The 23,136-nt window shown below is 41.0% G+C and carries 21 protein-coding genes and 1 tRNA gene; 11 read left to right on the top strand and 11 right to left on the bottom strand.

Going from position 1 to position 23,136, the window contains the following annotated elements; all coding sequences use genetic code 11:
- Positions 1 to 6: 6 nt before the first annotated feature.
- Positions 7 to 3,906, bottom strand: coding sequence for a hypothetical protein (locus ACFSR6_RS09210; protein WP_379077974.1), 3,900 nt, complete (start codon positions 3,904 to 3,906; stop codon positions 7 to 9).
- Positions 3,907 to 4,459: 553 nt separating this feature from the next.
- Between ACFSR6_RS09210 and ACFSR6_RS09205 the strand changes: the two genes are divergently transcribed.
- The 5 genes from ACFSR6_RS09205 (at position 4,460) to ACFSR6_RS09185 (ending at position 8,616) form a co-directional block, all read left to right on the top strand.
- Positions 4,460 to 5,206 (top strand): hypothetical protein, encoded by a 747-nt coding sequence (locus tag ACFSR6_RS09205; protein ID WP_379077972.1) that lies wholly within the window; start codon positions 4,460 to 4,462, stop codon positions 5,204 to 5,206.
- Positions 5,207 to 5,433: 227 nt separating this feature from the next.
- Positions 5,434 to 5,694, top strand: a complete 261-nt coding sequence (locus ACFSR6_RS09200; protein WP_379077970.1) for a helix-turn-helix domain-containing protein — start codon at positions 5,434 to 5,436, stop codon at positions 5,692 to 5,694.
- An 804-nt stretch (positions 5,695 to 6,498) separates the two neighbouring features.
- Entirely contained in the window at positions 6,499 to 6,774 is a 276-nt protein-coding gene (locus ACFSR6_RS09195) for a helix-turn-helix domain-containing protein (RefSeq protein ID WP_379077968.1), read from the top strand.
- 317 nt (positions 6,775 to 7,091) lie between these two features.
- Positions 7,092 to 7,640, top strand: a complete 549-nt coding sequence (locus ACFSR6_RS09190; RefSeq protein WP_379077966.1) for a BfmA/BtgA family mobilization protein — start codon at positions 7,092 to 7,094, stop codon at positions 7,638 to 7,640.
- 1 nt (position 7,641) lies between these two features.
- Positions 7,642 to 8,616, top strand: coding sequence for a DUF5712 family protein (locus ACFSR6_RS09185; protein WP_379077964.1), 975 nt, complete (start codon positions 7,642 to 7,644; stop codon positions 8,614 to 8,616).
- A 234-nt stretch (positions 8,617 to 8,850) separates the two neighbouring features.
- Here the strand turns inward: ACFSR6_RS09185 and ACFSR6_RS09180 are convergent, their stop codons facing one another.
- Both ACFSR6_RS09180 and ACFSR6_RS09175 read right to left on the bottom strand, forming a co-directional pair.
- The gene (locus tag ACFSR6_RS09180) at positions 8,851 to 9,432 is read right to left on the bottom strand and encodes a hypothetical protein (RefSeq protein ID WP_379077961.1); all 582 of its coding nucleotides are present in this window, start codon (positions 9,430 to 9,432) and stop codon (positions 8,851 to 8,853) included.
- A gap of 52 nt (positions 9,433 to 9,484) precedes the next feature.
- Positions 9,485 to 10,375, bottom strand: coding sequence for a HEPN domain-containing protein (locus tag ACFSR6_RS09175; RefSeq protein ID WP_379077957.1), 891 nt, complete (start codon positions 10,373 to 10,375; stop codon positions 9,485 to 9,487).
- 358 nt (positions 10,376 to 10,733) lie between these two features.
- Between ACFSR6_RS09175 and ACFSR6_RS09170 the strand changes: the two genes are divergently transcribed.
- The 3 genes from ACFSR6_RS09170 to ACFSR6_RS09160 all read left to right on the top strand — a co-directional run bounded on the left by ACFSR6_RS09170 (position 10,734) and on the right by ACFSR6_RS09160 (position 12,575).
- Positions 10,734 to 10,985, top strand: coding sequence for a helix-turn-helix domain-containing protein (locus ACFSR6_RS09170; protein WP_379077954.1), 252 nt, complete (start codon positions 10,734 to 10,736; stop codon positions 10,983 to 10,985).
- A 299-nt stretch (positions 10,986 to 11,284) separates the two neighbouring features.
- The gene (locus tag ACFSR6_RS09165; protein ID WP_379077952.1) at positions 11,285 to 12,379 is read left to right on the top strand and encodes an SDH family Clp fold serine proteinase; all 1,095 of its coding nucleotides are present in this window, start codon (positions 11,285 to 11,287) and stop codon (positions 12,377 to 12,379) included.
- A complete protein-coding gene (locus ACFSR6_RS09160; protein WP_379077949.1) occupies positions 12,372 to 12,575 on the top strand; it encodes a hypothetical protein in 204 nt (67 codons plus the stop codon). The genes ACFSR6_RS09165 and ACFSR6_RS09160 overlap by 8 nt, the downstream gene beginning before the upstream one ends.
- 52 nt (positions 12,576 to 12,627) lie before the next feature.
- Here ACFSR6_RS09160 and ACFSR6_RS09155 read toward each other — a convergent pair whose 3' ends face one another.
- Genes ACFSR6_RS09155 through ACFSR6_RS09145 form a run of 3 tightly spaced genes read right to left on the bottom strand, consistent with a single transcriptional unit; the run spans position 12,628 to position 15,508 of the window.
- Entirely contained in the window at positions 12,628 to 12,969 is a 342-nt protein-coding gene (locus tag ACFSR6_RS09155; RefSeq protein WP_379077947.1) for a DUF6527 family protein, read from the bottom strand.
- Positions 12,969 to 14,357, bottom strand: coding sequence for a ThiF family adenylyltransferase (locus ACFSR6_RS09150; protein ID WP_379077945.1), 1,389 nt, complete (start codon positions 14,355 to 14,357; stop codon positions 12,969 to 12,971). Before ACFSR6_RS09150 ends, ACFSR6_RS09155 begins: the two co-directional genes overlap by 1 nt.
- 2 nt (positions 14,358 to 14,359) lie before the next feature.
- Complete coding sequence (locus tag ACFSR6_RS09145; RefSeq protein ID WP_379077942.1) at positions 14,360 to 15,508, bottom strand: multiubiquitin domain-containing protein; 1,149 nt, start codon at positions 15,506 to 15,508, stop codon at positions 14,360 to 14,362.
- A gap of 447 nt (positions 15,509 to 15,955) precedes the next feature.
- On the opposite strand from ACFSR6_RS09145, the gene ACFSR6_RS09140 reads away from it, so the two are divergent.
- Positions 15,956 to 16,297 (top strand): helix-turn-helix domain-containing protein, encoded by a 342-nt coding sequence (locus ACFSR6_RS09140; RefSeq protein WP_379077939.1) that lies wholly within the window; start codon positions 15,956 to 15,958, stop codon positions 16,295 to 16,297.
- An 18-nt stretch (positions 16,298 to 16,315) separates the two neighbouring features.
- Positions 16,316 to 16,855, top strand: coding sequence for an ImmA/IrrE family metallo-endopeptidase (locus tag ACFSR6_RS09135; protein WP_379077936.1), 540 nt, complete (start codon positions 16,316 to 16,318; stop codon positions 16,853 to 16,855).
- Between the two features lie 256 nt (positions 16,856 to 17,111).
- Here the strand turns inward: ACFSR6_RS09135 and ACFSR6_RS09130 are convergent, their stop codons facing one another.
- From ACFSR6_RS09130 to prfA, 3 genes are all read right to left on the bottom strand, one after another.
- Positions 17,112 to 18,323, bottom strand: coding sequence for a site-specific integrase (locus ACFSR6_RS09130; RefSeq protein WP_379077933.1), 1,212 nt, complete (start codon positions 18,321 to 18,323; stop codon positions 17,112 to 17,114).
- A gap of 244 nt (positions 18,324 to 18,567) precedes the next feature.
- Positions 18,568 to 18,641, bottom strand: a tRNA-Asp gene (locus ACFSR6_RS09125).
- Between the two features lie 103 nt (positions 18,642 to 18,744).
- Positions 18,745 to 19,818 (bottom strand): peptide chain release factor 1, encoded by a 1,074-nt coding sequence (prfA, locus tag ACFSR6_RS09120; protein ID WP_379077930.1) that lies wholly within the window; start codon positions 19,816 to 19,818, stop codon positions 18,745 to 18,747.
- 534 nt (positions 19,819 to 20,352) lie between these two features.
- Between prfA and ACFSR6_RS09115 the strand changes: the two genes are divergently transcribed.
- Positions 20,353 to 20,538, top strand: a complete 186-nt coding sequence (locus tag ACFSR6_RS09115) for a hypothetical protein (RefSeq protein ID WP_379077927.1) — start codon at positions 20,353 to 20,355, stop codon at positions 20,536 to 20,538.
- Positions 20,539 to 20,646: 108 nt separating this feature from the next.
- On the opposite strand, the gene ACFSR6_RS09110 is transcribed toward ACFSR6_RS09115, so the two are convergent.
- Both ACFSR6_RS09110 and ACFSR6_RS09105 read right to left on the bottom strand, forming a co-directional pair.
- On the bottom strand, positions 20,647 to 21,396 hold the full coding sequence (locus ACFSR6_RS09110; RefSeq protein WP_379077924.1) for a UDP-2,3-diacylglucosamine diphosphatase: 750 nt from the start codon (positions 21,394 to 21,396) through the stop codon (positions 20,647 to 20,649).
- A 193-nt stretch (positions 21,397 to 21,589) separates the two neighbouring features.
- Entirely contained in the window at positions 21,590 to 23,128 is a 1,539-nt protein-coding gene (locus tag ACFSR6_RS09105) for a RagB/SusD family nutrient uptake outer membrane protein (RefSeq protein WP_379077921.1), read from the bottom strand.
- Between the last annotated feature and the right edge of the window lie 8 nt (positions 23,129 to 23,136).

Here is a 23,136-nt window from a genome sequence, read left to right as displayed (position 1 = left end):
GGTTTTCTAATAAGTTGGTGATGGGAAATAAACATTTGCACCGTTGTCCTCCACCTGGTAGGTGTAGTTTTCCGAATTGATGATCGTGCCATAGTATGGATCATAATAAGAATACCAGGAATCGGTCACATAACGCCCAAGTAGCATGCGGTTGGTATTGGCCGGAATACTATAGGTATTCGTCGAGCTGGAAGTGGATGAGTAATTGTTGTAAAAATAAGTACCTGTAGTACTAACGTCCACATTAATGCCCTGGGGCAATGAAACAGGTTGCGTACAGGCTGCATCACTATAAAGGGCAACATAGATATCGGCTTCTGCCGTACTACCGTCAATTGGTGCACTCCAGCTTGGGTTCAGCACCTCTACCCGTGCATAAACCTGCACCGGACCCGAGGGTGTCGTTCCTCCCGCCGAAGAATTACAGTCTGTCAACTGGCCAGCATAATTGTAGCAATAGGTCTTAATGATATTATTATTCTGATCCTTAACCACGCTTAACCGCTGGAAACTATCATACTCATAGTAGGTAGTCTTCCCGTTTGCATCCGTCTGGCTGGCAATGCCGGCTAAAGGCTTATAGGTAAAACTTGTAACCAGGATATCTTTTATTGCCGGATTGATCGGGTTAGCCCTCAAAGGCGCTAAGAAGCTGTTAATCTGCGCAGGCGTTGGACTGAGAAGATTGGCAAAGTCCTGGATCGCAGTAGCCCCAAGAACAGCCTCTAGTATCGGGAAAGTGACGTTTTTGATTTCTGCGATTGGCTTTGAATAGCCGAAAGACCATAGTAAACTCGTCGGAGCGCCTTTCTGGGTAAACTGGAGTACAGTCTTATAATTCCCGTATTTATCAAAGGTAATATCCGTTACCCCCGCAGCAGCACCAAAAGATGTAACAACGTCGCTTCTCACGGCCTGACCGTTTTCCAACCTGTAGTTAACGTTGCTTTTAGAAAGCTCAGTATTGTCGTTCAAGAGCGTTTTTTGCTCCTGGATGTGATCGAATAAACCCTTGCTGATCAATTGAGCCGACATGGGATCCGAAGGATTATCGACAGGATAAATACTGGTGATTGTTTTCTTGTTCAGCTCACTGTTTATTGTTTCAACCTTAACCTGTTGTCCTTTAGAATTATAAGTATAATCCTCGTGGGATATGACAGGCCCACTAGCAAAGTTCTGTTTAGTTTGCTTTCCCGATAAGACATACCAGTTAGAAAGGATTGGATAGGCAACAATACTGTATTTATAAACCAGTTCAGGATCAAAGTTCATTGGAATGCTGCATGGATTGTCCCCAACATTGGCAGGCATAACCTTAAAGTTGGAAAATGACGAAGTCTGCTTGTTGATATAGCTATAACTTACCTCAGTTATGGGCAATGGTGAATTATTCGCATAAATTTCTTCCTTTTCCAGCTTACCATTTAATCCATAAGGATTGTCAGGAACCGTGGGCCGGGAGTCACTTTCCACATTAATGTAGTTGTAGATGTGTTTACCATTTATCGCACCACCAGGTGCTACTTCTGTCTCCACTACCCGTGAATATCCCACAGGGTTTCCACTGGCTGCAGTGGATAGCGGCACTGCACTCTCAGAAGATATAAACCATACATCCGTGTTTTTTAGCTGTACAGAAAGTGTACCGTTTGAAACATCACTCAGTTGATGGACCGCATTCATCCGGCGCTTATAGAGAGGCTTCACTTCAGACATTATTTTCCCCGAGGTAATATTGTCCTCTCTAAGATAGCTTATCTTTTTTGATGACGCCAGCTCGCCCTCTCCTCTATAATTTTTGATCAACGAGACCCTTACCCCACCGCCATAACTGCTAGTATAATTACTGATCCCTGAATTCTGATAGCTAAAATTAGAAGATACTGAGGCAAGGTTCGGGAATGATTCCTGGGGACCTAACGCGTCGGGAAGATAGGTCGATACGGTATACTGTGCCCCTGCAATATAGGGCAGGTTTATCGCTTCGGTCCACTGAAAAGTCCCATCATTATTAAAGGTGTCATATTCACCCGGATAAAACATCTGCCAGGTCTTGATGACAGTAGTTACCCCCCCCACTGTTTTACTTAAAGTAATAGTCGAAGGCTGAAGGTCAAAGAAGCTAAGGGCTGTGTTTGGGCCCCTAGTTATAATATTGTTAAAAGTTACGTTTTGTGAATTAGGCAAGCTGAAGGTAAAACTATTTACATCGGAGGTCCTGTTATAATCACTTACATATTTCTGCTGGGTGGCGGTAATTGCACGCTCAACATCGGGGTACACATGGTTATTAAAATCATTAGCCTGATATTCAAATGTGGTAAAGCCTCCTGTGGGATAGGTAATCCGCTTAAGAAGCCCAGCTTTCATTTTCGTAGAATCCGGAGCGCGTACGGCACCCTGCAGCCCACTGATAATGCCAGCAGAGACATCCTGGGGATTTGAATTCAGGTATTGCGCACCATTTGGCGTTAATATAGCTTCAATTGTTCCCTGGGGACTGCTGCCATAATCCGTATCACCAGAATAATAGAAGAAAGACAAATCCGGAATCAGTTTGGTGTTGTTCTGCCCGTTATAATATCCCCAGAAGTCTCTTGCAAAAGAGGTTTTCAAGGGCAACTGCACACTCTCATCATAGGAGAAAATATATGGCTGTGCAGGTATAGCCTGACCCGATTCATTGTAACCGTATTCGCGGACTGAAAGCAGTTTCAATCGCTTGGTATCTGTCGGGGCATAAACCAGATTTCCACTATTGTTACCTTTGTAACTCCCTCCTACAAAACCGGAGTTAAAGTAGTCATATGTTAACGTAAATGATTTCTTTTTTTGCAGTGTTTGCGCATCCTTGATATCGACTGAAGCAATCCTTTTATGACCGGCTATTCCCTGGGTGTTGCCTCCATCAAGGTCATCACGATCCTCAAGGTTAAACTCGACGATTACCTCACCGGTTGAAATTGTTTTAAGCGTTTTTGTGTAATGCATCGGGGTCGAGCTAGTATGCTCAACAAAACCGGGCACGTTACTTAACGGGTACTCGGAATGGTAACTTTCAGAATAGGACCAATTGGTGTAAAAGCCGTCCACATAAGAAAGGTTAATTTCTTTGCCATTATTCACTTCAACCTTCGTCAATTTAAAAGTCAGGCTGGAATTGTCATACAGCATGTAATTGGGCGTAGCCCTTTCCATTGAATTAAAATAGAATTTATTGCCATCCATCGTTTTGGCTACCCAGCCTGTAGGGGCATTGTAAATAAACTCTATATCTGCACTTTTATCGATCAGTACAATGTTGTGAGTCTCAGGATTGATATAAAACTTTCCAGAATAGCCGGCAAAACTATATTGAAAGATGTCAGGTTGCCCTTCATTTTGTTCAAGAAAGGCAATAGTTTGAAAATTATCACCTGAATAGGTTGTATTACATGGCCAAAGGTCCAGGCTGTTACGCTCGTTATAAACCCCTTGGATACTGTGGCTTTTTAAAAAGCTATAACCCGTGGCATCCCGGATAGGCAAATAGTCTCCATCTACAGGGTCTTCCTTGCCGCTAATGATCTTTATAATGGATCCTCCCGGCTCCAGGCTCCACCCCAGTCCGACGTTGCTGGCTTCATCTTCAACCTTTATGCCCGAACCATGATAGCGCAGGACGACAGGGATTTCTACATTCGATTCCCTGATGGTGTAAAAAGGTATGGAAATGTCAGCCGTGCCTGTATAATAGCCAATAGGGATATCCCCGAAGCGCCCAAGCATTGCAGCCTCCGGCGAGGTTGGCAACATTTTTTTAAGGTCAAAATTATTCAGGCTCGATGAAGCCTGCGGAAATGCAGCGCACATGAACAGGATATTCAGCGCTATTGCAAAGAACAATAAAAAACGGTATTTCATTTATAGTTTGGTTAGTATTGTGAGCATATTCAGATGACATGGCCAGCAACGAAGATCGACCAATTTGGGAAAGGCCACAGATATCACAACGGGATTCAAAGTGTACCAGTCCGTAACTGCCAAGAGCAAAATCGTTCAGGGGCAGTTCGATGTATATTTAGATAGTTTTAAGTTTGTATTCCAGGAGGTCTATAGCGGATTTGTGAAGCTTGACAGCAGGCTAGAGAATTACCAACGAAATCGGGAAATGAGAGGCTATTTGTGCACATCATCTGAGGTTAATTTTTGATCATCCTAATGTCTCTTTTGAATGAATTCGCTTGAAAAATTTTACACCAACCCGCTGATTTATATGACCAAACCCCTTTTTTCGCAGTTCATTTGCAAAAAAACCAACCATTACTCTCTCAAGGAGTAAAGCTCTTCACATTAAATGTGACGATTCTTACCGGATATATCTGAACAAATTGTTTTGGCTCCTATTGCCAATAAGGCAATTATGTTAGATAGCGTCCTCAATATATTAAACTATTTTTGGTTAAACCTGGAAAATATGACAATTAACTACTTCAAGCTGCGTGACCGATTTGATTTCACAAAAGATACCCTGGACATTGGCAACCCAATAACCTGGGCCCAGGGTCACTTCTTAAAACATTTTTTTAAAAGACTTTTTTCCATACCGGAAACCCGCCTAAAAGAATTCTACATTTACCACCTTGAGTATTATTTAATCAGTGATAAGAATGGCAATGAAGAAAAATTCTTCAAAAACCTTTGGGAACTTATCGAAAGACAACTGAAGGTCCTAACCAATAAGGATATCTACAGTGCAAACCATATAAGAACTCAGCGAGAGCTGGAACATCTCAAAAAATTCACAACAATCTTGGTAGCTCTGGACAGATGGAACATCCATAAGTCCAACGATTCTGTCATTGCAAAACAGGAGTCTGAAATCCTCGCTCTCAATAAGCAGGTAGCTATGTTAAAGTTAGATCTACAGAAAGCTACAGGACTGGAAACCCAACAGTATATAAATATCCCCAAAGGCGGGCTTCTGAGTTTTCTTGATCTGTGTATACAGATGCAGGACATCAAACTTCCTTCGGGTAAGGAAATAACCTTCGCTGAATTTCCCATTGTATGGGTCAAACTAATATGTAGATACTTCCGTGAAGACCACGAAGAGATCGACTTTAACCGCGTACGCCGTTATTTCCCAAAAGACAGACGAAATCCAGGTAGTCGTTCAGCGTCCATACCTTCAGATCAACATCTTTTTGAGATCAAGGGGTAAAAAAAAAGAAATTAACGATCTTTCTCAATAGGAAATATCCAAATGTATTAATTGATAGCAATTGGTACCGGATAATTTTGCATCAATAAAATTTAAACTTAGACCTTACCAAGTTACCACGCAGTGCCGTATGGTAACGAAAAGGCATTTCACTATCATTTCTTTGTTGGAGGAAAAAGAACGTGGCGGAAAGTGCGGCTTTTCCGTTAATTAACCAAGGAGGAAAAATGAATGTAGAATTAATTACCAAAGAGGATTTGAAAAACCTCAAAACAGAAATGCTCAATGAGATCAGGCAGCTCATCGGCCCGGGGCAGTGCGAAAACAAACAATGGTTAAAGAGTGCAGATGTACGGAAGCTCCTGAACATTTCACCAGGCACATTACAGAACCTGCGGATCAATGGAACATTATGTTATACCAAAATTGGGGGCATGATGTATTATAAAATGGAGGATATAACAAAGCTTCTGGAGGGCAAAGAATGATCGGTACCGAAAGGAAATCAACAGAAGACTTCTTCATCTCAAGAATTATCATCATGGGTTCGGACAGCAGACTGCTGTCCACCCATATCAGTATCCTCAATGCAATATTTATATGCTGGCAGCGGAGCGGCTTTCGGCAGCCATTTTCGGTTACGTGCAGAAAACTAATGGCCTACTCTAAAATAGCATCAGTCGCGACCTATCATAAGCGTATGGGTGAACTGATAGCATTTATGTATATCAGATACCAGCCCTCCTACCATCCTCAGAAAGGAAGCCTCGTCTGGTGGTCAGAACCGGTATAAAATAACATTAAGCAAACTGCGGATAGTATCACATTATAGTGGAGAGTTGGCGCTTTGAGGGGATTATTGGCCATGCAGAAAGTCCTTTTTCATTTCAGAAAAAGGAACAAGCGGAAGTTGGGCAGAGCCCTACTTTGCTTGCCGTCTGCGCTGCAAACGGGGTTGAGAGAACCCTCCAGGGGTTCTCTGCTATTGTTGAGGTGCTATCAGTTACGAAAAGAGAATTCCCAAAGGAATGCCTCGATAAGTTATATGCAATATACAGAATGCACTTAAGGTGTCGCTTTCCTACGTCCGGTGTGTTAGATAAAATAACCTGTTATCTTATCTGAGAAGACATTGATTATGCTCATCAAGGTAAAAATAAGCCTTTAGCCAACATAAAAACATAGGAAGTACCTAAGGAGTACCCATAATGTTGCTGGTGCCGTCCATAACTTTAAAACATCTTACACGATAGAGGTTATTGAAACCGATAAAGCTTCAAAATATTAAACTTATGACTACACTTGATTTGATTACCAAAGAGGATCTTGCCTTATTTAAGTCCGAACTTTTTTCAGAACTGAAGAAATTAAACCTTGCTGGCACAAACGATTATTCGCAAAATCGCTGGCTCAGGAGCGTACAGGTAAGGGAGCTGCTGCATATCTCACCGGGAACCTTACAATCCCTGCGGATCAAAGGGACTATCCCATTCCGGAAAATAGGAGGCATTCACTATTATTCCTATGCCGATATTGAAAGATTACTGGAAAGGGGGGAAAAACTATGATCGATACTGATCTTGTACAGCGGCATTTTTTGACAAGGTGCAGCAACAATGATACTATACTGCCAACGCATACCAGTCTGTTTGCTGCAATGGTATTCTGTTGCAGGTTGCAGGGTGGGCTACAGTCTTTTAGGGTGACCAGGCGGGAACTAATGCAGCTATCTGCAATCCGCTCCTTTTTTACCTATCATAAATGTATGAGGGAACTTGTGAAACAGGGTTTTATTACTTACAGACCGAGCTATGATCCCATCACTGCCAGTGAAGTCACTTTTCTTTTTGGTATTGATCCTGGCTTTTAGAAAAAATCAGATGCAATGAAAGAAACTTTAAGAACGGTAAAGTATTCGGTTCAGGATGATGCCAAATTCGAAAAGATAGCCCTGAAACTAGGGAGGCCCAAGCGGCAGGTATTCTCGCAGATGCTTGATTATTTCTACCGCAGCAAAAAAGATCCGCTTGATCTCAATGACGAGCTTTTAAAGAATACGATACTTAGAGGACAGAAGGAATATATTGGGTTTATCAGGACGCAGGAAAAAGATCTGCTTATCCCCATCAAAAAAGATGGACTCTGGATAGCTGAAAGCTTAAAAGAGATTAGGGACTGCTTTGATCAACAGGTGTTGAGGCATAATAAACTGGTCATTACAAACCAACAGGATCAGGTGAAAATGCTCACTGCCCTTAACACGGCTGTGGCTGGTATGATCAGTAGATCTGAAACTAAGGACAGGCTGAAACAAAAATTCCTGTTTATCCTGAACAGCTATATCAGGGAACGGGATACTTTGGGTATGATGAGCTCATCCAGGGAAAAGGAAGACCTGGCCGGTCGCTTCCTAAAACAGATAGACCTGCTTTAGAATGTACATCAATATCACTGACAGCGTTACCGCAAATAATAAGGGTAGCAGCGGGGAGCTGGTCAGTTATCTGGAAAAGGAAAACAGGCTTGATGAAATGGATGGGCCTGAGTATTGGTTCAACAATAATTCGAAGACCATTGAACCTTATGAGGTCAGAAATGTCATCGATAGCAATAATGCAAAACTCGGTAAAACGGATGCAAAGTTTTTCCTGATCAACATCAGCCCAAGTCAAAAGGAACTAAAATACCTGTTAAAAGAATTTGGAAAGGAAGGAATGAAAAAGCGCTTAAAGCTATACGCTGAAAAAGTGATGGATGGATATGCCCAGAACTTCAAGCGTGAAGGAATCAACTCGTCGAAAGACCTTTTGTGGTTTGGCAAGATAGAACATAACCGGTATTATACCTATAAAGACAAAGAGGTCATCAGCGGGGAGAAAAAACGGGGGGAAATCAAAGCTGGCAAACAGATGCACATCCAGATCATCGTTAGCCGTAGGGACGTATCCAATAGGATCAAGCTCAGCCCGATGAACAATTCCAGGGGAAGAAATATAGAGCATTCAAAAAAGTTGGGCCAGTTTGACCGCGTGGCTTTCAAGCAGTCGGGCGAAACTCTTTTTGATGGACTATTTGCTTTTGATAGGAAACTGGACGAAACATTTTCCTATGCCAATATCCTGAAAAACGGCAGTATTGATCAGAAGGAGCAACTGGCCCTTTTGGAAACGAGCCCTGCAAAGCAAAGAGAACAACGTCAGATAGTGAATGAACTGGCCAAGGAAATCGCAGCGGGACTGTTCAGCTCCGCAAGTCAGGTGCTGAAGGTAGCTGAAAAAAGGGTTTCCGGTTTTGCGCAGTTGATGATGGAGCCTGTTTATCCTTCTGTTCAAGAGGTCTATTCCATTGGGGTTTCTGAAAAAAGGAAAAGAAAAAAACGGCGTGGGCAAAGTCAGGGGCTTAACAGATAAAACCGTTCAGAATATCGACCGGATTCCCCGCGCGCATTTGCGGCCTGTGAACTGCCAGCTCACCACCCCTCCCGCCTGTTCACCTCTCGCTGTTTACGACAAAGCTCTCATTGCTCAGGAAAATTTATTGATGAAACAGGGTCGATCTTCTTAAAAAATACTGCAATAGAAAAGCAAGCGCTTTATTGCTTTAGAACTTATTATGGAGGATGCTTACTCCCTGAAGCTGATTGCTTATCTATATTTAAACCGTTGTTTGATCAGCCACGTGGCTTCAAACAATTTCACCAGTTGTTCATAAACGGTTATAACCTCATACTTTGAATGGCTTTCTTCTAGAAAATTCATGCTCAGCGCATCATAAAGCCACTTGTTCAAGATTTTTCGGTATTCTGTTACGTTGTAAGGTTTGAAAATATTTTTCAGTACCAATGAGGGTTTTAACGTCTCCCTACAATCAAGGTTTCTGGGATAATGGCCAAACTTTTTTTTCTCTGCTCTGATATACCATTTCGCAACCTTGCTACTTTCCTTATCAATACTTAGTTTTCCGATTTTCTGACCTTTTAAAAGCCATGCTGCCTCGACGAGTCTAACCGTCAGTTCATAGTCAAAAAGGAGGTTGTCCGGACTTCTTTTTCTTGTGTGACCGGTTCCAAAAGCAACGTCATCACGCCACTCTCTCAGTGTATCGAGATGCTCAGGTAGCGAGCACGCATCAAAAAAAAGGTTTATGACTTTGCAAGGATCAGCAATCTCATCATTGTCGAGATAAACGATCCTGTTTTTTGTGTGGTTTTCGGTTAGGTTTTTCATCGCAATAAATGTTGAATAAGGTTTTATAGTCTAATTTTCTGTAGCCAGGATTTCAGGCCACCTCTTTTGCTGTTTGCTCCGAAACAGCAAAAGAGGTGGCTTGCTCTTCAAGCATTTCTATTTTTTTTTCGCACATCGATTTTGCAACTGCAACGAAAGATTCTATCAGTGTAAACAGGCTTTCCGCATCTTTCCGTGAGACCGAGAAATCATCTTTATACCTTGCAGCCGAATAACTTCTGGAAAGGACTTCAAATAATCTTCGTGATTCTGCTGATTCGAAAAACATTTTATATGGTAATTCGGAGAAGGATTGGCAAAGACGGAGCAGCCGGCTCAGGTTATGGAATTCAGACCGATAGGCAATGTGCACCCTGATCAAAAGGATACATAGCTGTTCAACTGTTTGGTGCAGCATAAAAACTGAGATATTATAGCTTTCTGCTGCCAGGCATTGCGCAGCACCTGTTAAAAACCCCTCTGCCAAAGGCATTCTATGGTTATAATGCTTTAGCGCTTTTCTCCCAGCGTTTACAGGATCGTAAGGCTGGACATAGGGTCTCACCAGTAGGCCGTCATGGCTGTACAACAGTTCGCCATCGGTAAAGATCGCTTTAAAGAAACGACTATTGGCATCTATTGCTTCCCATATGGACTGATTGCCATGACAGATGACTGTTATCGTGCCAGCAGCAAACTGTGAATTGGCATAATCCTGTACCTCGTAGTCAATACGTGTTGCTGTAGCGGTAACCAGCAAGAGGCCGTATTCATAACTTGAACTGGCGTGTTCATTAACAAAACAGCTTAGCTTTGTGTCCTGAGAACTTCTTTTGTAAAAACAAAAGATTTGCAGAGGCTGAAATTTTTCCGACAGTTCGCTTATCAATTTGCTGAACGCTGTACCATGCCGAAATTCAACGGATAAGGTTGGTGTTTTCATATTGATCTCATTTAATTTTAATATTAAATAAGCCTCAACAAGTGGCTGCCTAGCACAATAGGGTTGGCAACCCACTTAGTCTAATGTAACTTGGCTCTGACAAAGCCACCCTTCCTTTCAGAAGGGGTCCCACAAAAGACATAAGCGAGCACCAACCCTATAGCAAATATAGGGTTTTGGTTGCTCAACTTACGCTCGCGGGAATAAACTGTCAGATTTAGTTGCGAGGCTTGTTAGCAATTCCTTTACCAATTATAGAACTGCAATCTTATTATTCGTTCATTTATTTCTTTATGAAGCTAATTTAGAGAAATAAAGTTTTAATAGCAAATTTGCTATTAAAACTTTTACTTTATAAATGTCTATTTGTTCTGTGAAGTATTTAAAGGACGAAGATTTTATAAAAAAATTTGGAAAAAGACTTAAACAGGTAAGAGAAAGCGAAGGTCTATCTCAAGAACAGCTATCCTTACTCACCGAAGTTTCCCAAAGCCAGATAGCTAGGACTGAGTTAGGTCAGATTAATACAAGCATTAGTCATGTAGCTACATATGCGAAGTTTTTAAAAGTTGACGCAAAAGATCTGTTTGATTTTTCGAAAATATCTTAACAGATAGCTAAAGTTGGATCAAGTGGCTCAGCTATCCAATCCCCTTAACCTATCTATGGAGTCTGGATTTGTTCTTAAAAAAAATGCCCCGTATTGTGTGACTTGTAATTCTTAATACTCAGTACTTTCGTCAATGACCTCCATATAAGTAAGCTAGATACTCAGTCAGACTCCAACTTTTAGGGGATCCTTCATTTTTCGAAGACGTTATCAAATCTAGTTTATCTGATTTTGGAGCTTAAGCAGTAAAACCAGTTGTTTAATAGTTGATTATAAATTGCTATTATTGCAAAACTTTTATGGGCTACGGTAAAACCAATAATAAATCTCAATCACAAAAAACCAACGGTACTGGTAGTTCGGTAACAATTTCTATTAAGAGAATAGATTCGCTGCTGGATAATATGGCGGATGGTAGGGAATACGAAAGTATTATTGGAATCGTCACCCAGCCGAATGTTGCGCTTAATATCAATATTGTCGACGAGCTCAAGAGGGCTATTGGCGATATTGCTAAGGTTCGGAAGAGGCCATTGATTTGTTACATAGCGAATATTACCAACGCCGCTTTGCCAGGTTCCCGATCAATTGAACAAATAGATGATCTGCCGTTTTCCGAAATGGTATCTATGGTTCCAGCGGAAGCCAAGGAAATCGACGTACTGATTGTTACTCCAGGAGGGTCAGCGGAGCAGGTAGCGCGATTTGTAAATCACTTAAGACCGAGATTTGATAAGGTTTCATTCATTATCCCAAGTATGGCAATGAGCGCCGGAACGATTTGGGCAATGTCAGGCGATGAGATTATTATGGATAGCCGGGCAACAATCGGCCCCATAGATCCCCAGGTTAGAGGCGCAGATGGAAATTTCGTGCCAGCTCAATCAGTCTTGACCTTAATTAAAGAAATCCAGGCCAGAGGAGAAGAACTGATCGCAAAAGGTCAGTCACCATTATGGACAGATCTTCAAGTCTTAAACAGAATTGATGCCAAGGAGATTGGTAATGCAGTAAACAGTAGTGACTACTCAATCGAATTGGTTACAGATTATCTATACAGTTACAAGTTTAAAGATTGGGATTTGCATTCAGATGGGCGTCCAGTTTTGGATGAAGATAAGAAAGAGCGAGCGCAGACTATCGCGAAAAACCTATGCGATCACGGTCAGTGGAAAACGCACAGTCGCGGGATCACAAGAGAAGTAGCATGGGACGTCTGCAAAATAAAGATTACACATCCTGAGAATATTGAGGGATTGGCAAGAACAATTCGTCGATTTTGGGCGTTCTTATACTGGACGTTTGAAAATGCCAACTTTTACAAAATGTTTATTTCTGAAAATTATACTATATTTAAATCAAGTCAAATCAGAAACACCAACCAAAATGGATAAAATTGCAGCACTTGAATCCCTAGGATTCTCAAAAGAATACATAAATAGGCTGGAGCAATATGAAAAATCATGCCCTAAATTTCCTCATATCGAATTTGAAACTCCTATTACCGTGATTGACTTTTCACCAGCTCAGGATTTGACGATTAAGCATGATCCTAAGACTGCGTATTCACATTACACAATTAATATATAAAATAAGTTTTTAGATAAAAACAAAAGGGCTGCCGAATGGCAGCCCTTTTGTTTTACTGGTTATTGTCAGGGCACCATTTTACCTTACCTTTTTTGATAAAAAAATGGCTCCTGCAATTGTTGCTTTTCCAGATAGAGGGCGATAGATCGGTCAAGTTTCCAGCACTCAATGACCAGCAAGGATCTTCATCGGGCTCCAGGTTAAGGTTTATGTCCTCGTTACAGCCACATGGACAGAGCAGCGATGCAAATTGGTTCTTATAACCATCACCTTCAACATATAAGAATCCGGGGCGTAACTCTTCGGGAATAATTTCAACATATTTATTCCGTATGAGCTGTTCTGTTCTGAATAGTCCAAGGAGAAAAGCCTTTATCGACAATAGAAATCTCATTACCATAATTCGTTCAAATTAGGAGAATTTAACATCGGTTTCATATTTCCTCTTCCAACGAGTTTTTTAAGATAAGGATCATCAGGCCCTTCAACCTCATGCCAGATTTCCCAATCGCTAATGGAAATGTTTGTCTGGGCAAACCTGGCATTGGGATCATACCTGTAAGGATGTAACCTAGCTAAAAATTCTAGCACTGCAAGCGAGGCCGTTTGCATATTGATCGGTATTACCGCAGGACTTTCTACATTTACATCTACAACATATCCATTTTTTCGCTGTTCATCGTACATCTCAGGATTGGTCCTTTTCAAGCCCTCGGCGGCAAGTTCTTTAAGAGTGTAAACACCCCGGCTGAGCAAAGAAGATTTTCCAGGTTGCAGATAATGTACAGAGGCTGAAATCTCATCAATCCCTCCTTTTTTATCGGTAACCAGCTTAACGCCCATATCGATGTACGGAACCAAGTACATCGTGGAAATAGTGTTCAGGATACTACGTCCTTCTATCGAATCAACAGCCCCTACAATAAAGTCGCTCATCACTGCCGCTTCAATTAAAGCTGCGTCTTCCTGTAGCAGTGAACCGAAAGCAATAACTTTTGTATCAAATCCCATGGCAGAAATTGCCCTTTGCATCACTGCCACTTTTTCGGCACCATTTATTGCATCGCTATAACTGGAATTGAGAATCCGGTTCAGGTTTTTCAGTTCGATCTGATCTGGGTCAGCAATAACCAGTTTGCCGACTCCCAGCCTAGCCAATTGTTCGATAACAATGCTCCCTGTTCCGGAACAACCAATTACCGTTATCGTTAATGACTTTAACAGGTTAGTTGTTCCCGGACCAAAAGTCTGCATATTTCTTAGGTTCGCCTCCACGTTACCACCATTTTCTAGGGTACCAAATATCAGTACCTGATCTCCAACCACCGAAACCTTGTCTACTGGCTGAAATTCATTATCGACATGTACAACTCTTGCCTTGATACCTCCATCAGAGTACATGATTGCACTAAAGTGTGGAGCTTCTTCATTCATTAATGCGTATATCGAAGGAAATAGAATTCTATCAGATTCATCATCCAGATCCGAAAAGTCGTCATAACCATCGGGGTGTGAATGGATCTTTAATATGCCCATATCTTTCTCAACAGCTTCGTCCACTAAATCGTCGATATAATCAGTGGGCCATTCGATAAAATCACCTTTCCTAATGCACAGATCATGCGGTATCAAAAGGAGTTTATGTACAAGCAGCCCATTATGGGTACTTGTACATAGCCTGCCACAAAGCGCAAATGCTATTGCTTCTTTAAAGTCGCCGGGATGAAGGTGTGCACGCAGTTGCGCATGCATCTCACCTGATATTCTCAGTATATTCTTCATTATTAGCGCTTTGTAAATTCTTCCCGCAGGCTATGGATCATCAATTCAAGATGGGTGGCAAGATTATCTTCTCCTGGCACCCATTGATTTTGTGGAGTCCGGTGTCTCGACCAGCGCTGGTATTGCTTACCCTCAATGATCTGGGGACTAAGAGCCCCGATTACCTGCCTATCTGCCCTAACAAGATTCGGATACATATAGAACATATCCAGCTGCTCGATCGGATAATTCGCGGGGATTGCAATTGCCACATCACATTTCTCAACATTATATCCAATTGGAAGTGCATAATCCCTGAGAATAAGCCAACGGGATCCTTCTGAAAAAGAATCCCATGAAAGGTTTAGCTTTTTAAGAAAGTCCGCATCTTCTTCAGGCAAAGAAAAGTCGCGTTGATTAACGCGACCCTCCGTACAATTTTTAGCTTTTGCACTAAATCTTTCAACTCCACACTTGGTGAAATCAATGACCTCATCTGCGCCTACGATTGTAGAACCTCCCTTGTGCTTGAATCTCAAATAATAGGATTCGGGAGTCTGACCGATGAGCGCCAGGATTTGTCTACCCGTCATCTCTTTTTCATCAACGGTGTATTTCTCGCTGTTGATCTTAATCACATACCTATAAGAGATAACAGGAATTGTTCCAGAATGGCAGCATTGCTCAAAATCGCAAACAGTATCCTTCTTGCCTGTTAGAAACTGCATTGGCGGGCAAGTGATCTTGATCTCTTCATCACCTTTGCGGGCATAACTTACTTTGGTATTATCATTTTTGACCAGTATCAAAAAATGATGCTCTGGATCGATGCCTGCCAATTTTAGAATTCTATCGGCTGTCAGTTTTTTTTGATCCGTGGTTTCTTGCTGACCATCGACCGTGTAGTTACGGAACTCGACTTCTTTGGTGATGAACTTTTCTACACCGGATTTTGAGAAGTCGACTTTTTCATCAAGTGATATTCTTTCGAAATCACCGCTAGGAAAAAGCTGGTATAAATCCACACACTCTGGGTGTTTGATCTCAGCTTCTTTAAGGATCTCACGACCAGTATGAATCGGATCTTCGAAGGAAATCTCAACTTCGTTAACGATTGCAATTGATTTTTTTGGCTTTTTAGCTGCCGGGCTATCTGTATTGGTTGGTAACATTTTCGTAGTTATTAATTGTTATTGGTCGTTCTGCGGACATGCAAAACATTTGCTCCAGCGCAAGCGCTGCTTTTTTCCGGGGGTTGACAATAGGTTCCTACGAGGCTTTTCTTCTAATAGTTAACAATTCCCGACAGGCTACCCTAACAATTAATAGTGTAAATGCTTTGATTATTAAGAATCAATCCATACATTTGAGAAACGACTAACAAATGCGTTAACAGGTTCGTAAGCCTGTGGACATATTTTCAAAAAAATCAAAGCTGGGTAACTTACTCGGCTTTTTTTATTTACAACCATTTTCTCCTTATGGTTATTGCAAATATACAGATATAATTTAGAATTACAAAATTAATTATTTTTTTTCATGTAAAGTATTACAAACAATTCTCTTGTTTTTGAAAAAACTAATTTATACCTTTGCAGAGCGGTAATTAACAGATCTTTATGAATGAAGATAAATTTTATGAGGAAGTGGGTCAACTCATAATGAAGGAAAGACTCAACGCTGGGGTCAAACAGGAAGATCTCGCAAACTTTCTCGAACTATCTCGGGCATCGGTTGTTAATATAGAAAAGGGAAGACAGAGGCCATCTACTTTTCTACTGATTAACATTGCCAAGTATTTGAAAATTGACTTTACAGAATTGATTCCTTCAATAAATACGAAGGCAACGGCTGATTCGTCTTTTGATGTATTTAAAGTTGACGAAATAGCGCAAAAATGGGATCTAAACACAAATTCAAAAAACTCCTTTGAAGGTTTCCTGGATTTGATTAAAAAATAGGATCATAAAATATTTGATATGAGCACCAAAAAAGTTGAACAGAAAATTGAGACTTTTATTGAAGGGGCTTTAGATAATCCTCTATTTAAAACACTTCCGATAAAAGTGGAAGATATTGCAAAGTCGATGGGCATCAAAGTACTAGCCTACGGATTTGATGACGATATCTCTGGTGTACTCGTTATAAATGATGAGGGAGCTACGATTGGCTACAATCAGACAGAATCCCGCGTCAGAAGACGTTTCACCATCGCCCACGAGCTTGGACATTACGTATTACACAGAGAGCAGTCTGATGTATTTATGGATAAGCAGTATAAGGCTCTTTTCAGATCACCAAGCTTTACTTACACCGAACAATCCCAAAAATGGGAGCAGGAGGCCAATAAATTTGCTGCTTGTATTTTAATGCCGGAAGTTCTTCTCAATAAGGAAATCGAGAAAATGGAATTCGATTTGCACAGCGAAGACGACATTAAGCATTTAGCTAAAATCTTTGATGTCAGTGCTACATCTATGTCTTTTAGATTGAGTAATTTAGGATACAGATTCTTTTAGACCTTTACAGTATAGCTAACAGGATAAAGTTAATTTCTTTGTTTTACCTAACGGTTTGTATTCGGTAAGTTTGATATTGCAGCATCAAATTATTATTTACATATTGCGGATGCAAGGGGTGAGAGCCTTGCATCAATCATAGATTGAGAGCGTTAATTTAGATAAAAAGGATGTGACAGCAAGTGTCGCATCCTTTTTTGCTAATAATTCAAAATATTATTCTCGTATAATATTCCTTATAGTTTAAAGTTTCGACTTACTCTACTTTTTCTAGAATTTTCTGCATATCAGAACCAATCTTATGATCAAGCACCTTTGCGTAAATCTGTGTTGTTTTGATACTGGTGTGCCCCATCATCTTCGACACACTTTCTATAGGTACACCGTTATTGAGTGTTATAGTAGTGGCAAAGGTATGCCTGGCAATATGAAAAGTCAGCAACTTATTGATATTACATAAGTCTGCTATCTCTTTTAAATACGCATTCATTTTCTGATTGCTCATCATTGGAAGCAAGGTATCTTTGAAAATACATTGGGGATGGTTTTCATAAGCCTTAATTATCGACAAAGCCGCTGGTAATACGGGGATCCGTGAGAGTGTATCTGTTTTCTTTCGGCTTGTATATATCCATAAATTACCATCAGTGCCGTTAACGAGTTCTGAGCGTTTTAATTTACATACATCTACATAGGCAAGCCCTGTGTAACAACTGAAAACAAACATATCCCGGACCGTACCAACCCTATCCATAGTGAACTTCTTTTCTTTGATACGGCTTAGCTCTTCTTTGGTGAGCACCTCACGATGTACAGCATTCTGTTTGGGCTTGTAATTGAGATATGGGTCAACAGCCAACCATCCGTTACCTAAACATATGCGGACAATTTTGCCGAGGTTTTTGATGTATTTGATTGCAGAGTTATTGCCACAGTTGCGTACGCTCCTAAGGTAGTATTCAAAATCTACTAAGAAAGCAAAATTGATCTTTGCAACGGGAATATCTGAAACATTATAATTTAACTGCATAAAGTCTTTAACATGCATTAGACAGGTTTCATAGCGCTGAAGGGTACTTCTTTCATATTCCCTTCCGATGAGGCTTTTCATCTTGGCGTTGTGATCTTCAAATATGTCTACTAGCGTCCTTGACTGAAGAGCCTTGCCAATAAAGCGGTTTTTAACCGTTTCTGCCGTAACTGTTTCGTTCCCTACCGTCATTACTTGGTGAATCTCCTGAGCTTTCGATTGGAACTTATCCAGATAAGCATTTAAAACCTTGGCATCTTCTTTAGTACCAGCAACACGCCCGGCCTGTGCGTTCCAGCGATTTGGATCGCAAGACTTTCCTGTTGAGGTTTCTGCCCGTCTACCATTAACCGTAAACCTTAAATAGATGGTTACCGGACCGTTTCTGTAAGTGGAGCGCTTTTTTAAGTAAAAAAGCAGATTCATGTTTGTTCTCATGACAAATGATTAAAGTGAAACAAAATTGTTAATTCTGTCACTTACAGTCAAGATGTTTAATGATTGAACTAGCTCATAAACAACTGTTTAAGATATATTGGTGAGCATTTATACCGTTTAATGTGCTCACCGAATTGCTCACCTTTTTCTTGCGAAAAAATGAATATTTTGGTGTTACCAGAAAACGAAAAAGCCTGTAAACATTTAATTTACAGGCTTTTAGCTAAATTTAAAACTATTTTCGCGGAATGGACGGGACTCGAACCCGCGACCCCATGCGTGACAGGCATGTATTCTAACCAGCTGAACTACCACTCCTTTTGTTCTTCTTTAAAGTTCGAACCTCTTGTCTCTTTCGAGGTTGCAAATATAGAGACTATATCTTAATTCGCAAATTTTTTTTTAAAATATATTTAACCACCTAACTGGCAGCGCCTTCTTGCATCTTTTCTGCATTTTCGGCGAATTGTAGGGCATCAATAATCTCCTGAATATCGCCATCCATAATGCTTGGGAGGTTGTACAGGGTTAAACCGATACGGTGCTCGGTAACCCGGCCCTGAGGGTAATTGTAAGTTCTGATCTTGGCCGAACGGTCGCCGGTTGATACCATCGTTTTACGTTTAGCCGCAATATCGCCGTTCTTTTTCTGCAACTCAATATCGTAAAGTTTACTGCGCAGCATTTCCATGGCAATAATACGGTTACCCAATTGCGAACGCTCACGTTGGCAAACCACCACAATACCCGATGGTTTGTGCGTTAACTGCACCTTGGTTTCTACCTTATTTACGTTCTGTCCGCCAGCACCTCCTGATCGCGAGGTTTGCAGCTCGATATCGGCAGGATTAATATAAAGGTCAATTTCTTCGGCTTCAGGCAATACCGCCACAGATGCCGCAGAAGTATGCACACGGCCCTGGGTTTCAGTGTCAGGTACACGCTGCACCCTATGTACACCGCTTTCGTACTTTAACTGACCATAAACATCCTCACCGCTCACCTTTAAAATTACCTCTTTATAGCCACCCGCTGTACCTTCAGTTACATCAACCACCTCAACGCTCCAGCCTTTGGTTTCGAAATAACGGGAGTACATGCGGTATAAATCGCCGGCAAATAAAGCTGCTTCATCGCCACCTGTACCGCCACGAATCTCAAATACGGCATTTTTGGCATCTTCAGGATCTTTAGGAATCAACATCAGGCGGATATTACTTTCCATTTCTTCCTGCTGTTTGAGCAAAAGTTCCAGTTCCTCTTTTGCCATTTCCCGCAATTCAATATCCTTTTCAGTCGCTAAAATCTCTTTGTTCGCCTCGATATTGCTCATCACATTTTTGTAGATCTTATACTCATCCACAATCTTGCCCAAGTCTTTATATTCTTTATTTAAAGCCGCAAAACGTTTCATATCCTGGATTACATCCGGATTGCTCAACGATTCTTCCACATCTTCCCAACGCAGCTTTATAGCTTCTAATTTATCTAACATATTTATTCTTGTTGAAATTCCCCGACGGTTGGAATAGACCCAAAAATTCAGGAAAATGCAAAAATAAGGAAAAAAGCTGAATTAGTTTGTTTACGATTAAAGGTTAAAGCCCAGGCAGCAATGAAAGGCCTGGAGAACATTAAAAAAGGCTCCGGGTTAGCTTTTTAAAAACACAGGCATTAACCATTAGTTGGAAATAGATTTAAAGGTTTTTGGAAATGAACAGTTCTTCTCCTGTGGCAGCTTGCAGCCCCGCTATCACTTCAAGTCCTCTCCGATGAAAAACGGGATGCAGGCTTTTCGTTTTATCTGGTTTAGTAACAAAGGGCGGTACATCTAAGCGACAAACAACCCTAAATAGCAGCAGAAACCAACGTACCTAAACGGGATTGAAGTGGCAGCTCCCGGTTTTTATTTAAAATCGGGGCTATAACGAAAAGCCCGACGGACATTAAATTAAGTTACTGGCTCTGCTTTCCGAAAAAAAGACCTCAACTATATGTAATATAGCCAAAATAGATTAATGGGAAAAACATGTTTAAAGGTTTTGGAAATGGGCAGTTCCTCTCCTGTGGCGGCCTGCAGCCCCGCTATCACTTCAAGTCCTCTCCCGATGAAAAATCGGGATGCGGGCTTTTCGTTTTATCGGGTTTAGTAATAAATGGCAGTGCATCTAAGCGACAAACAACCCCAAATGGCAGCAGAAACCAGCGTACCTAAACGGGATTGAAGTGGCAGCTCCCGATTTTCCTTTAAAAATCGGGACTATAACGAAAAGCCCGACAGACATTAAATTAAGTTACTGGCTCTGCTTTCCGAAAAAAGAAATTAAGCCTTAGGATTATAATATTCCAATTTTAAGTCCTGCCCATCAAACACCCCATAAGAATTATAGTTAAGCCATTCGCCGATATTTACATACCTGCTGCCGTTGCCCAGATCTATATCAAGTGGCAGGTGCCTGTGCCCAAAAATAAAGTAATCGAAATGTGCTTGCTGCAATTGTTCTTTGGCATAAATGGCCAGCCATTCTTTATCCTCACCCAAAAACACTTCCTTTTCGGTCTGCGCAGCCCTGCTGCCCCTGCTCCAGCTATTGGCTATACCGATGCCCAAATTAGGATGTAAACGGGCAAACAGCCATTGGCAAACCTTACTTCTGAAAATTTTCCTTAAAAATTTATATTTATTATCGCCCGGCCCCAAACCATCGCCGTGGTGCAGGTAAAATTTCTTCCCACTGCGTTCAATAATCAATTCATCGCTGATGATCTCCATCCCGATTTCCCGTGTAAAGTAATCGCGTACCCACATATCGTGGTTGCCTTTAAAAAAGTAGATTTTTATTCCGGCGTCGGTCATCGCGGCCAGCTTTCCCTGCAAACGCACAAAGCCTTTTGGTACGACTGTAGCATATTCGAACCAAAAATCGAAAACATCGCCCATTAAAAAGAGTTCACTACAGTCTGGCTCAATAAAATTTAACCAACTTACAATGCGCGCCTCGCGGGTACGACTTTCAGAATAGCTGGGTGTACCTAAATGGAAATCGGAAGCGAAATAAATCTTTTTTGCCATGGATTTTCAAAGGTAAGGGAAAAAGCTTAAAGACTAAAGGGGAAAGACCAAAGCATAGCTATCTGTGTAATCTCGAAATCTGTGTGCAATCAAATCCGAAAGAAAGACCAAATAAGAACAGATTAGCATCAGCACAAAAAAGGGGCAATCTCAGAAGAGATTGCCCCTTGATATTTAATTTATCTAAATATATTTATGGATTAAAGGCACCGTTATAATCTGTTTCCCTGCTCGGAATTACGATTTTCCAACCGTTACGGTCGGTAGGAAGAGTGGTGGTAGCCAAAATATTTACAAAGTTACCTCCGTTTGCGAAACTCTTTCTCTCAATCTTGTCGCCCCATCTTTTTGCGTCGAAAAAGTCGAAGCCTTCGCCCCAGAGTTCAATAGCCCTGTACAATTTAATCTCATCAAAAAGTGCAGCACCTGTCGCGGTACAATTGTAATCAGGATCTCTTAAACTTGTTTTGGTTAAAGTGTTCATAAGCGCCTGGATATCGGAAGCAGGTTTGTTTTGGAAATATTTTGCCTCAGCTTCGATCAGGATCATTTCTGAACTTCTGAAGTGGTTTAAATTGCCAACACCCGGCATATCTGTTGCAGAGAATTTGAACTGCATGTAAGGATACGATCTGGCTGCCGATTGCATAGCAGGATACTGAGCCTTTGCTGCTGCTGTTAAGGCAGCGCTTCCTTCACCCGTAGTGGTGTTGTATGCTAAATTTTTGGGATCCAAAAACAATGCCTTCCTGATATCAGTTGCAGGAATTTTATTATAAAGTTCCTTACTCATGTATCTTGGGGTTGAAGTAATTGTTGAAGCTGTTGAGTTATAGGCAATGTAAGCAAAGAAAGAATAGAAAAACAAGGTTTCGTCTGTTGCTCCATACGAACCCCATATCCATTCGCTATTCGAAGTATTAAATCCTGTTTTATACTGCGCAACCGTCATTAAAGGAAAGCTCTGCCTTGCTTTATTTGCATAATTTTCTGCGGCTGCATAATCCTGTCTGTTGAGTGCTGCCCTGGCATAAGTTGCATAGGCTACATTGATATCGGTTAAATAAAACTGGGTAGCAGAACGGGTTTTACCAGATGTGGTAAATAAATTAATTGCAGTATTTAAATCGCTGTAGATTAAATCATAAGTCTGTTTCAATGTAGATAACGGAATATCACCTGTTGATTCATCAACCCTTAATACCACTGCTGATGTAGCTCCGTTATTAGAATCAGACCATCTGTTACCATATAGCTGTGCCAACATGGTATAAGCGTAAGCCCTGAATGTTAAAGCCTGTGCTTTAATATATTGTTTTTCGCTTTCAGGACCACTTGCGCCATCTATTCTGTTGATAATGGTATTGGCATTACCGATAATAGAATAGTAGTAATACCATGGATAGTAGCCATAAGTACTGGTTGGGTTGGCATAAAATTCCATATTGATTGGAATTGCAAAACCTGGCAAATTAACCCCAAAGTGATTACCTGCATAATTTCCATAATACATTTTTATGGTTCCTTCGCCATTAAAACCCTGGCTCGAGATTTTTTGCTGGGTCATTAACTTTGCCAATCCGTTAACTGCAAGTGCCGCACTTGCCGTAGTTGCAAAAACAGTGCTCGGAGAAGTTGAATTTGTTGGAGCCGTATTTAAATACTCCTTTTTACATGATGCAAGCATCGATACGATGACAACTGCACTTATATATTTATTTAAAGCTTTCATATAATCTT

Origin of the sequence: Pedobacter vanadiisoli (assembly GCF_042684385.1) — a bacterium.
GTDB lineage: Bacteria > Bacteroidota > Bacteroidia > Sphingobacteriales > Sphingobacteriaceae > Pedobacter > Pedobacter vanadiisoli.
Note: the sequence above shows the minus strand (reverse complement) of the source record. Positions and strands in the feature narration are given on the sequence as shown.

Bases quoted from the DNA above. Each gene is read 5' to 3' on its own strand.
- ACFSR6_RS09210 (WP_379077974.1), bottom strand. From the start codon at position 3,906: ATGAAATACCGTTTTTTATTGTTCTTTGCAATAGCGCTGAATATCCTG.
- ACFSR6_RS09205 (WP_379077972.1), top strand. From the start codon at position 4,460: ATGACAATTAACTACTTCAAGCTGCGTGACCGATTTGATTTCACAAAA.
- ACFSR6_RS09200 (WP_379077970.1), top strand. From the start codon at position 5,434: ATGAATGTAGAATTAATTACCAAAGAGGATTTGAAAAACCTCAAAACA.
- ACFSR6_RS09195 (WP_379077968.1), top strand. From the start codon at position 6,499: ATGACTACACTTGATTTGATTACCAAAGAGGATCTTGCCTTATTTAAG.
- ACFSR6_RS09190 (WP_379077966.1), top strand. From the start codon at position 7,092: ATGAAAGAAACTTTAAGAACGGTAAAGTATTCGGTTCAGGATGATGCC.
- ACFSR6_RS09185 (WP_379077964.1), top strand. From the start codon at position 7,642: ATGTACATCAATATCACTGACAGCGTTACCGCAAATAATAAGGGTAGC.
- ACFSR6_RS09180 (WP_379077961.1), bottom strand. From the start codon at position 9,432: ATGAAAAACCTAACCGAAAACCACACAAAAAACAGGATCGTTTATCTC.
- ACFSR6_RS09175 (WP_379077957.1), bottom strand. From the start codon at position 10,375: ATGAAAACACCAACCTTATCCGTTGAATTTCGGCATGGTACAGCGTTC.
- ACFSR6_RS09170 (WP_379077954.1), top strand. From the start codon at position 10,734: ATGTCTATTTGTTCTGTGAAGTATTTAAAGGACGAAGATTTTATAAAA.
- ACFSR6_RS09165 (WP_379077952.1), top strand. From the start codon at position 11,285: ATGGGCTACGGTAAAACCAATAATAAATCTCAATCACAAAAAACCAAC.
- ACFSR6_RS09160 (WP_379077949.1), top strand. From the start codon at position 12,372: ATGGATAAAATTGCAGCACTTGAATCCCTAGGATTCTCAAAAGAATAC.
- ACFSR6_RS09155 (WP_379077947.1), bottom strand. From the start codon at position 12,969: ATGAGATTTCTATTGTCGATAAAGGCTTTTCTCCTTGGACTATTCAGA.
- ACFSR6_RS09150 (WP_379077945.1), bottom strand. From the start codon at position 14,357: ATGAAGAATATACTGAGAATATCAGGTGAGATGCATGCGCAACTGCGT.
- ACFSR6_RS09145 (WP_379077942.1), bottom strand. From the start codon at position 15,508: ATGTTACCAACCAATACAGATAGCCCGGCAGCTAAAAAGCCAAAAAAA.
- ACFSR6_RS09140 (WP_379077939.1), top strand. From the start codon at position 15,956: ATGAATGAAGATAAATTTTATGAGGAAGTGGGTCAACTCATAATGAAG.
- ACFSR6_RS09135 (WP_379077936.1), top strand. From the start codon at position 16,316: ATGAGCACCAAAAAAGTTGAACAGAAAATTGAGACTTTTATTGAAGGG.
- ACFSR6_RS09130 (WP_379077933.1), bottom strand. From the start codon at position 18,323: ATGAGAACAAACATGAATCTGCTTTTTTACTTAAAAAAGCGCTCCACT.
- prfA (WP_379077930.1), bottom strand. From the start codon at position 19,818: ATGTTAGATAAATTAGAAGCTATAAAGCTGCGTTGGGAAGATGTGGAA.
- ACFSR6_RS09115 (WP_379077927.1), top strand. From the start codon at position 20,353: ATGTTTAAAGGTTTTGGAAATGGGCAGTTCCTCTCCTGTGGCGGCCTG.
- ACFSR6_RS09110 (WP_379077924.1), bottom strand. From the start codon at position 21,396: ATGGCAAAAAAGATTTATTTCGCTTCCGATTTCCATTTAGGTACACCC.
- ACFSR6_RS09105 (WP_379077921.1), bottom strand. From the start codon at position 23,128: ATGAAAGCTTTAAATAAATATATAAGTGCAGTTGTCATCGTATCGATG.